Below are 10,799 nucleotides of genomic sequence, written 5' to 3'. Positions count from 1 at the left end.
CCGCTCTACTCTGTTGCACTCTCACCTCGCCTCCGTCACACTAATCGCCATCGGCCCTGCCCTCCTCTGGTGGTCTCATGTCACGATCCGCACTCACTCTCCTCGCGCTATTCGGCGCGCCACTCGCCGTTCTCGCTGGCGATGAAATTCCGGCCAACAAGCAGTACCAGGCGTTCGTTCTCAAGCAAGCCGCAGAACTACGAAAAGGCGACAAACCTCCGGCCACGATCGCCGAGTGGGAGAAGATCGAAACCGAACTGCGCAAGAACCTGTTCGATGCATGGGGTGGAGAGGCGTGCTTCCTGCCGAAGCCGTGCGACCTTGACCCGAAGCGACACGGGGAGCCGCTCACGCGCGACGGGTACACCGTCGAGAAGCTCACCATCCAGACGCGCCCCGGTGTCCGTATGACCTGCAACCTGTACGTCCCCGATTCCGCGAAAACGAAACCCGCGCCCGCGATCTTGCAGGTCCACGGCCACTGGAAAGGCGCCAAACAGGACCCGGTGGTACAGTCCCGGTGCATCGGCGCCGCGAAGCTCGGGTTCGTCGTGCTGTGCGTGGACGCGTTCGGCGCCGGCGAGCGCGGGGTCGGGACCGCCCTGGGCGAGTACCACGGCGACATGACCGCCGCCACGTTGCTCCCCATCGGTCTGCCGCTGTCGGGGTTGCAGGTGTACGAGAACATGCGGGCGGTCGATTACCTCGAAACCCGCACGGAGGTGGACAAGACGCGCATCGGCATCACCGGCGCCAGCGGCGGCGGCAACCAGACGATGTACGCCGGAGCTTGGGACAAGCGGTTAAAAGCCGTGATGCCGGTATGCTCGGTCGGTAGCTATCAGGCGTACCTTCAAACGGCGTGCTGCATGTGCGAGGTGGTCCCCGGCGCGCTGAAGTTCACCGAGGAGTGGGCCGTCCTCGCGCTGACCGCCCCGCGCGCGCTGTGCGTCGTGAACGCGACGAACGACGGCATCCAGTTTTCGGTCAGCGAGGCAAAGAAGACACTCGCCTTCACTGCGCCTGTCTTCAAGCTGCTCGGGAAGCCGGACAACCTGCAACACGCGGTCTTCGAGGGGCCGCACGACTACAGCAAGTCGATGCGCGAGACGATGTACGGCTTCATGACCCTGCACCTCAAGGGCGAGGGCAACGGCGAGCCAATCCCCGAACCGAAGATCGCGACCGAACACCCTGAAGACCTCCGCTGCTACCCCGGCGACACGCGGCCGAAGGACTTCGTGACGATCCCCAAGTTCGCGGCGCGAGAGGGGAAGAAGTTACGTGACTCGGTGCCGGCGCCCCGCACACGGGAGGAATGGAACCGAGAGTCAGAGACCCGGCGCAAGGCACTGGCAGAACTCATCCGTCCCCCACACGACTTCAGCGCCTCGTGGCGACTTTCGAACACACTCCGTATCGACCCAGAGGAAGGGTTGACCCTGCACTGTCGCATTGACGGCAGGATCGGTACGCCGGCGGTCGTGCTGCTGAACCTGGAAGGGGCCAAAGCGGCGCAACAGGGGGAGTTGTACGCTGCACTCAAAACCGCGGGCGTAACTGTTGTCACTTTCGACCTCCGGGGAACGGGTACACTGGCTGGCATCGGTGAGCGTGTCGGCCGGGCACCGGATCACAACACCGCTGAATGGGGCCTTTGGCTCGGTCGCCCCCTGTTGGGGCAGTGGTGCATTGACCTTCACCGAGTGCTGTCGATTTTGCGGAGCGAAGCAGGGCTGAACTACATCACCGTCATAGGCGAAGGTCCGGCTGGGATCGTCGCGCTCTCAGCAGCGGCTCTTGATGTCAACGAGAAGCGCATCTCCGCGGTCGTTGCGATCAACACCCTGACCAGCTTCGTGACGGACGAACCGTACACGAACCAGCGCCTCGGGGTGATGGCGCCCGGCTTGCTCCGCGACATCGGGGACGTGGCGCACCTCGCCGCCCTCTGCGCCCCGAAGCGCGTTGTCATCGCCGGTGGCGTGTCGGGCGGTGGGACCGCGCGGACCTTGGACCAACTCGCGACCGCCTACGCGCCGGCGTCTGCCGCGTTCGAACTGATTGGTCGAAGAAACGATTTCGTCATCACCACCCCGGACAGGGTACTGAAGGAACTAGGCCTTCTTGCAAACGCCGCCAAAGATGAACCAATCTTTGAGCAGGGGGCGAAGCTCATCACACTCGCGGGCAAAGGGGCGGCGGGCGAGGGGCCGGCGTGGGACGCCGACCTCGGCGTGCTCACCAGCGGCGAGAAGGGCATTCACCAGTTCACCCCGAAGGGCGAAAGCACGGTGTGGCGCGAGAAGGCGGGCACCAACGGGCTCCTCTTCGACCGCACAGGCACTCTCGTGTGCTGCGAACCGGTGTCGCGCTCGGTGTCGCGCGTCAACCGCGACGGCAAACGCACCGTACTGACCGACTCGTTCGGCGGCAAGAAATACAACCAGCCCAACGACCTGACCATCGACTCCAAGAACCGCATCTACTTCAGCGACCCGCGCTACGGCCCGCGCGACGACATGCAGCAGAAGGACGCGGACGGCAAGACCATCGAAGGCGTGTACCGCCTCGACACCGACGGCAAAGTGAGTCGCGTCATCGGCCGTGAGCTCGAGCGCGCGAACGGCGTGCTCGTGTCCGCCGACGATAAGTACCTGTTCGTGGCTGACAACAACAACGACAAGGGCGGCGCGCGGAAGCTCTGGCGGTTCGACCTGAAGACCGACGGCACTGTGGACCTCAAGTCGCAGAAGATGCTGCACGATTGGAAGACGGGGCGCGGACCCGACGGCATCAAACAGGACGCCAAGGGTCGGTTGTATGTCGCGGGCGGATTGAACAAGCCGACCGCGGCCGAACCCGCCGAGGACGTGAAGGGCGGCGTCTACGTCATCGACCCCGAGAGCGGAAAGTTGCTCGCGTTCCTGGCGGTGCCGACGGACGAGGTGACCAACTGTGCGTTCGGCGGCCCGGACCTGAAGACGCTTTACATCACCGGCGGCGGCACGCTCTACAGCACCCGCACGACCACACCCGGGCGCGTGATCTGGCCGAAGAAGTAACCACACCGACCGCGCGCCGCACTGGTGGCGCGCGGCCGCACGATCTCACCGGCGGGCGAGGGCCGCTTTGGCCTCGCGGGTCAGCCGGGCGCCCGGGTCGCCCTGGGAAATGCTGGTCAGAACCTTTTGGGCGGCTGGTGTTCCGATCAGTTCCAGCACCCACATGCCGCGCAACTCCCTGCGGCGGTCCGGCGGCGGTGAGTTGCGGAGCGCGGTCAGGAGGGCCTGGACCCGGCGAACCGCTTCCGGTGAGACGTCTGCCAGTGCCTTCTCCAGGTCCGGCTCGACGTCCTCCCCACGTGCGGCGAGTTCGCGCGAGGCGGCCTCTCGCACCGCGAACGTGTCGTCCTTCAGGTCCGCGATCCACTTCCGAACCTGCGCCGCGTCAAGCTTCCCAGCCGGTTTGAGAGCGTCCGCCAGGAAGGGCACGCTCTGCTCTGGTGATCCGGCCAGAATCCGCACCGCCTCGTGCGCAACGCGGGCGTCACTCCCGCTGAGATCGTTCCACAACGCGGCCAGTTCCTTCGGACCCAACTTCCGCCCGGGTTTCGAGGGCACTGGCTTGATCGCCGCGGGCGCCTCCCAAACCAGCGCGGTTCCGTTGCTCATTCCGGCGACGAGTTGCGTCCCGTCCTTCGAGAATGCCAGAGACGTAACGTTCGAGTGATGACCGCCGAGCCGGGCCAGCTCCTTTCCGCTGCCGACATCCCAGAACCGAATCGTCTGCGGTCCCGGCGGCAGGGAGGGTAGATTGTCGTCACCGTCCGCGGTAGCCAGGACCCGTCCCCCCGGCGCAAACGCCAGCGCCGTCACCGTCCGCTCGTGACCGGCCAACTGTAGCACTTCGCGGCCGGTGCTCACCTCCCAGATCCGTGGCCGGTGGTGCGTCCCTCCTCCGACCACGTGCTCGCGATCGATGCCCCCGGTTGCCAGGAGGCGACCGTCCGGGGAAAATGCAACGCCCTTGACGGTGTCCCAGGGGGTGTACGAGAGGCGGCGCTCGTGGCCGCGTGCGATGTCGCACAACCAGAGGGGCGCCTCCCCCTGCCCCCCGACCGCTGCCAGTCTGCCGTCTGGTGACAGAGCCAGAACGGTGTTCCCCACCCCCGGCAAGCTCGCTTCCCGAATCCGTTTCCCGGTCGCAGCGTCCCATGTACCGAAGAGGCCGATAGTCCGCGGAGCGTTGGGAACGGGCTTTTCACCGTTCCACCGCCAGGAAACAGTCACCACCGTCTTCCCCTCCCGCGCAAAAGCCGCAGCGGGAAGCCGCTCGCCTTCGACCGGGCCGAAGTCCAGCAGCTTATTGCCCCGGTTGATATCCCACACGCGGGCGGACTTGCTCCAGTCCCACGCGGTCAGCAGCCGGCTGCTGTCGGGGGAGAACGCGACGTGCTGGGCGCTATAGCCCTTGAGTTGCCCGACGGGCCGTAACCTTGCCGCATCCCACACGCGGATTTGCTGGTTCTCACCGCCGGTAACGAGGGTTCGACCGTCGGGCGAGAACGCGACCGCGCGGACGGGGGCGTCGTGGCCGTCCGCTTGCTCGGAGAGTTCCCTGCCCGTGTCCAGGTCCCACACCCGGACCACGTTGTGTACGCTCCCCAGCGCGACCGTCTTGCCGTCCGCAGAAAGTGCCATCGACCGTCCGAGCCACCCCCTGCCGTCGAGCACGCGGCGCTCCCTCTTGGTGGCCACGTCCCACACACGCACCTTGCAGTCCTCGCCCACCGAAACCAGTGCCTTGCCGTCGGGGGCGAAGGCCACGTTCAGCACCTGTTTCATTTCCATTCGCCCGAGTTCTTTGCCGGTGACTGCGTCAGAAAGAACGATCATGTCCTTTCCCCCTGTTGCGATCACTTTGCCGTCGGGGGAAAAGGCCAAGCACAGCGCGAACCGCTGGCCCGGGTCGAACCCGCCGGCCCGCTTACCGGTGGCAGCGTCGAAGAGTTGCACAACGGGGTTTTGAGTAGCAACAGCAAGGTGTCGGCCGTCACGGGAAAATGCCATAGACGGGTTGGCGTGCTGGTGTCCCGTTACGGTCACCGCGTGTTTGCCCTTTACGGCGTCCCAGATCGCAATCAGATTCGGCCCAGCAGAGGCGGCCAGGAATTTCCCATTCGGGGAGAACACGACCGGCGACCACCGCCCAGGGCCCTCCCCGCCAACGGACTTCAGGGTGTGGACGAGCTTTCGGCTCTGCGCGTCCCACAGGTAAACGGTCCCGTCCCCTCCACGGCATGCGAACAGCAACCCGTCTGGCGAGAAGGCCACAACGCTCGGGTCAAACGTTCCGTCCGGAAAAGCAATGCGGTGAACAGTCTTTCCGGTCGTGGTCTCGAACAAGGAAATGGAGTGATCGTTGAGGCTGAGGACGGCCAGCGTCTTGCCGTCCGGGGCGAAGGCCAGCGACTCGGCCTCGCCCTCGTGCCGCCAGCGCGCCGACCCGAGCCGCGCGACGGCCCCCACCGGCAGCGGGTCACCCCGCACGTCCCGAGCCGCCGGACGTTCGACCGACTTTTCGGCCGATCGTGGTGCCGGCACGTCGGCCGGGCGCGGCGGGTCCCCGGTTGCCAACCCGGCCGCCACTACGACGCACGCCACCAACCCCAGCGCGGCGCCCAACACCGTCCGGGCGCGCAGTACATCCGCCACCACAGCAAGAACCGGTTTTACTTGTCGCGCCGCACCGACTGCAACGGCCGCGCGCACCGCGGCCGGTGGAGCCGCCGACGCCGCAAGGTCGTTGAGAGCGAGTGCTGCCGCCAGTTGAACCCCGCGCTTCGCCAGCCGGGCGCGCAGCAAGAGTCGTGCGCGGGCGAGCCGACCGGACAACGTGCCCGGGGCCACGCCCAACTCGGCCGCCGCATCGGCCCGTGACAGGCCCTCAACCACACACAGCAAGAACGCCACCCGGTAAACCTCGGGCAACCGGCCGACCTCGTCGTCGAGCGCCGCCTGAAGTTCATGGAGAGCGGCCTCGGCCGACGGATCGGCACCCGCTCCGGGTTCTGGGGCCGGCGGGCGCGCCGCCCGAGCCGCGGTTTGCGCCCGCATCTTCAGTGCGACCCGACGGGCCACACCGAACAGGAACCCGGACGCGGTGCCCGCCCGGCGCGGCTTGTGGGGGTTCCGGGCGAGTACGAGGAACGTCGCCTGGAAGGCGTCCTCGGTGTCCTGGGCGTGTCCCAGTGCGCGACAGCACACGCCCCACACCAGCCGGGCGTGCCGACGGACGAGCGCCTCGAACGCCGCCTCGTCGCGGGTGTCGGCGAACCGCCCCAGCAGTTCCGCATCGGTCGCCCCGGTGTCGGGGCCGGGTGCGTGGAGCGCCGCCAAGATGTTACGGGTGATGGGCATACCGGCTTCCTCGGGGGTATTCTCTCCCAAGGAATGCCGCCGCGAGCTGAAAAAGTTCCGTCTGCTTCGGAATCATGCGGCCTGGGTGAGACGCCCTGGCTACACCCGCCTGCTGACGCAGGCGGTTCGACAAGTCACGGTCGAACCGCCTGCGTCAGCAGGCGGGTGGCGCGCACCACTCGCAAAACACCGAAGCAGATTGAGTTCGCGTGAGCGACCCACCCCCCAGCCCCCTCCCTGCAGGGAAGGGGCGTTCTGCGGCAGCCCCGAGCGAACGCAGTGCGCGAAGCGATTCCGAAGTGCCTTGCTCCCCCTCCCTGCAGGGAGGGCGCCGGGGCGGGTGGTTCACGCACCGGATTACTTCTGCTTGAAGTCACCGGAGTACGGCTTCGTGCCGACCTTGCCGCTGATGGTGCCCACCAGCTTTTTGTCGGTCTTGAAGGCGTCACTCTTACCCGTGAACACCGACGACTGCCCCTTGGGGTCGTCCTTGGCCGGCTTGGCCTCCAGCTTGACCGTCGTGGCCGGCTCGGTGGTCTTTAGCGCGAGCGTCAGCGCCTTGGCATCGATCGGCATGGCCCGGCCCTTGTGAAGGTCGTTGTGGTTGCCGTACACGTACACCGTCACGTCGCCCGTCTTGGCGTCGGCAACGACCTCCAGGTGGAACTCCTCGTCGCCCCACTCCACGACCGGCCCCTTGTGCGGGCCGACCTCGTCCTCGGCCCGGCTCACACCGCCGAACGCCAGCCCGAGCACCGCCGCCAGCCCCAACCCGAACATCGTGCGCATCTCGTCGCCCTCCTAGTCGAGAAACACCGTCGTCACGGCCCCTGCGGGGCGGCCGCGCTCACTGCCCCCGCCGCACCGTGCGGCGGGTGTGGTTCGTGTGACGCGGCGGGCGGGTCGTCCAGCCCGTCGGCGTCCGATTCGTTCCCGGCGAGCCGCACCGCGTCGCCGCCGCTGAACCGCCAAAACAGCCCGGGCCGCAGCAGGAACTCGCAGAACGTGCTGGTGATGAGGCCGCCGAGGATCACCGTCGCGACCGGATACAGAATCTCGCGTCCCGGCTGCTGACCGGCGACCACAAGCGGGATCAGCCCGATGCCCGCGGTGAGCGCCGTCATCAGCACCGGCGACAGCCGCTCCAGGCTGCCGCGCAGGATCATGTGCTCGGTGAACCCCTCGCCTTCGTGCCGCATCAGGTGCAGGTAGTGGTTGACCAGCAGGATGCCGTTGCGGGCCGCGATCCCGCCCAGCGAGATGAACCCGACCAGGCTCGCGACCGTCAGCGTCTGCCCGGTCACGACCAGCGCGAGCACCCCGCCGATGAACGCAGCCGGCACCGCGTTCAAGATCTGCAACACGACCCGCGGGGACGGGAACAGCATGTACAGCACGAAGAACATGCCCACCACCGACAGGGCGGCCAGCGCCGCGATCAGCCGGGTGGCCCGCTTCTGGCTCTCGAACTGCCCGCCGTACTCGACGAAATACCCCTCCGGCATCGGCACGTCGGACCGCACCACCCGCTCGATGTCCCCGACCACGGAGGCGAGGTCGCGCCCGGCGGCGTTGCACCGGATTACGATCCGGCGGCGCACGTTCTCGCGCTTCACCTGGTTCGCGCCGCTGTCCCCGCCAGTCAGCGGCGTCACGTCGGCCAGATCTTTGAGTCGGACCTGACCGCCCCCGTTGGGCAGATCCAGCCGCAGCTCCTTCAAGTTGCCCACATCGGCCCGGTACGGCTCGTCCAGCCGCACCACCAGGTCGAACCGGCGCTGCCCCTCGACCACCTGCGACACCACCTCGCCGTTGAGTGCGGTTTGGACGAACGCGCCGACGTACGCCCGGTCCACGCCGTAAAAAGCGAGCGACTCGGGGTCGAGTTTGATGTGGATCTCGTCCACCTTGCGGATCGGCTCCACCGCCAGCGAGCTGATGCCCGGGATGCCGCCGACCGACGCCTTGATCGCGTTCGCCAGCTTTTCCAGCGTGTCGAGGTCGTCGCCGTACACCTTGATCGCGATCTGGGCCGTGCTGCCGGAGATCATGTGGCTGATCAGGTGGGCGAGCGGCTGCTCCACCTCCACGTCCACCCCGGGCACCTCCTCCTTCACCTCGCTCTGAAGCAGGGCAATGACCTCTTTGCGGGACTTGCCGGACGCCGGGTTGATGGCGACGAAGTACTCGTTCACGTTCGGCGGCTCGGCGTGCTCGTCCAGCTCCGCGCGGCCGGTGCGGCGGAAGAACACCAGCACCTCCCCGTCGGGCCGGGCGCCCGACTTCTGCATCGAGCGCAGTTTGCCGTCCACCAGTTTGGCCACGGCGTTGGACGCCTCGAGCGACGAGCCGGGCGGGAGCGTGACCCCCACCTGCACGGTGCCCTCGTCGAACGGCGGCAAGAAGTCGGCCCCCAGTGTGGTCACCCGCCACCCGCAGTACGCGACCATCAGCCACGTGAACAGCAGCAGCAGCGCGGCCCGACGCATACTCAGGCGGACGAGCCCCGCCGCCCCCCACTTCAGCAGCCGCACCAGCAGCCCGTCGGTTTCCGCGTGGACGGCTTTCGAGTGCGCCAGAAGGTAGTACGACAGGACCGGCGTCACCGTCAGCGAGACGACCAGCGAAGCCAGGATCGACACGATGTAGGCGACGCCGAGCGGGGTGAACAGCCGGCCCTCAACCCCGGACAGGGCGAACAGCGGCAGGAACACCAGAATCACGACGGCCGTGCCGAACACGATCGATGAGCGGATCTCGGCGCTGGCCTCGTACACCACCCGCAGCGCGGGCTTCGGGTCGGGCGCGTGGGCGTTCTCGCGGAGCCGGCGGTAAATGTTCTCCACGTCCACGATGGCGTCGTCCACCAGTTCGCCCATCGCCACGGCGATGCCGCCCAGGGTCATCACGTTGATGGACAGTTCGGTGCCGGTCAGCGCGCCGAGCAGTTTGAACACTAAAACGGTGATGACCAGCGACAGCGGAATCGCCGACAGCGAAATGAACGTGGTGCGGAAGTTCAGCAGGAACAGGAACAGCACGACGAGCACCAGAGCCGCGCCGATGACCAGCGCCTCGCCGACGTTGTAAACGCCGCGGTCGATGAACTCGCGCAGCTCGTACAGCCCGGGCTCCAGCACCACGTCGGCCGGCAGCGACGGCTCCACTCCGGCGAACGCCGCCTTGACCCGGTCGCTCAACTCGCGGGTGTCGGTGTGGGGCTGTTTGGTGACCGTGATCGCGACCCCGGGGTGCCCGTTGATGCTGGAGTCGCCGCGCTTGATCTGCGCCCCTTCGACCACCCGGGCCACGTCTTTGAGCAGCACCGCGCGATCGGGTCCCTTGCCCGGCTCCGGCTTCGCCGGCGGTTTGACGACGATCAGCCGCAGGTCGGCGACCACCTGTTCGGGCCGCGGCCCGAGCCGGCCGATCACCCGCACCGGTTGCTCCACGCCGCCAAGGTCGGCGAACCCGCCGGTAAAGTTGACGTTATTCGCGCGTAGCGCCACGTCCACGTCCCGGAGCGTGACGCCGTTTTTCTGTAACGACGCCGGGTCCACAAGCACCTGGTACTGCTTCCGGCCGCCGCCCATCGTGATGACCTGGGCCACGCCGGACACCTTGAGCAGCCGGGGCCGTACCACCCAGTCCGCGAGCGTGCGAAGCGCCAGCGCCCGCTGCGTCTCGGACGGGAAGGTCACCTCGTAATACCGCCCGCCGACCGTGGCCCGCGCGCGTTGCTCGCCATCGGCCGCGCGCTCCCCCCACCGCGCCCCGGTCACCGGAACGGACTCCCAGGCGGCCAGGTTCTTCCGATCGGTCACCTTCCACGCAAACAGGTCGGGCGGCCCGTCCCCCTTGGCAACTCGTTCGGCATACAGCGGCGAATCCGGCACCTGGACCAGATCGCCGCCGTTCGGCCCCGGCTGGCGGCGCATCCCGGCGATCAGGAACTGCCCCATGATCGAACTGATCGGGGCCATCTGGGGCTTCACGCCCTCCGGCATGTCGCCGGTCACCGTCGCGAGCCGCTCCTGCACCGTTTGGCGGGCGGTCTTGATGTCGGTGCCCCAGGCGAACTCGACCGTCACCACCGACAGCCCGAATCCCGACTGGGTGCGCACGTCTTGTACGCCGGTGGCGCCGAGCATCGCGGACTCGAGCGGGTAGGTGACGAGCGTCTCCACCTCTTCCGGCGCGAGCCCCGGCACCTCGGTCATGACGGTGACGCGGGGCCGGTCCAGGTCCGGGAACACGTCGATCGGCGTGACGGTCCCCAGGTAGCCCCCGTACAGAAGGGCAACCAGACACAGCACCACGACGAGCGGGCGGTGGCGGAGCGACAGCTTGATAACGGCGTTGAGCACCGCGGCCTCC

At 67.5% G+C, this 10,799-nt stretch carries 4 protein-coding genes; 1 reads left to right on the top strand and 3 read right to left on the bottom strand.

All coding sequences use genetic code 11. The annotated features are described in order from the left end of the window. The first annotated feature begins 77 nt into the window (after positions 1 to 77). Positions 78 to 3,065 (top strand): SMP-30/gluconolactonase/LRE family protein, encoded by a 2,988-nt coding sequence (locus GobsT_RS17880; RefSeq protein ID WP_010037905.1) that lies wholly within the window; start codon positions 78 to 80, stop codon positions 3,063 to 3,065. A gap of 45 nt (positions 3,066 to 3,110) precedes the next feature. On the opposite strand, the gene GobsT_RS17875 is transcribed toward GobsT_RS17880, so the two are convergent. From GobsT_RS17875 to GobsT_RS17865, 3 genes are all read right to left on the bottom strand, one after another. Continuing rightward, a complete protein-coding gene (locus tag GobsT_RS17875; protein WP_010037901.1) occupies positions 3,111 to 6,422 on the bottom strand; it encodes a sigma-70 family RNA polymerase sigma factor in 3,312 nt (1,103 codons plus the stop codon). A gap of 357 nt (positions 6,423 to 6,779) precedes the next feature. After that, entirely contained in the window at positions 6,780 to 7,211 is a 432-nt protein-coding gene (locus GobsT_RS17870) for a hypothetical protein (RefSeq protein WP_010042714.1), read from the bottom strand. A gap of 32 nt (positions 7,212 to 7,243) precedes the next feature. Further along, positions 7,244 to 10,789 (bottom strand): efflux RND transporter permease subunit, encoded by a 3,546-nt coding sequence (locus GobsT_RS17865; RefSeq protein ID WP_010042712.1) that lies wholly within the window; start codon positions 10,787 to 10,789, stop codon positions 7,244 to 7,246. Positions 10,790 to 10,799 lie beyond the last annotated feature (10 nt).

Origin of the sequence: Gemmata obscuriglobus (genome assembly GCF_008065095.1) — a bacterium.
Classification (GTDB): domain Bacteria; phylum Planctomycetota; class Planctomycetia; order Gemmatales; family Gemmataceae; genus Gemmata; species Gemmata obscuriglobus.
This window is presented reverse-complemented; position numbering and strand designations above follow the sequence as displayed.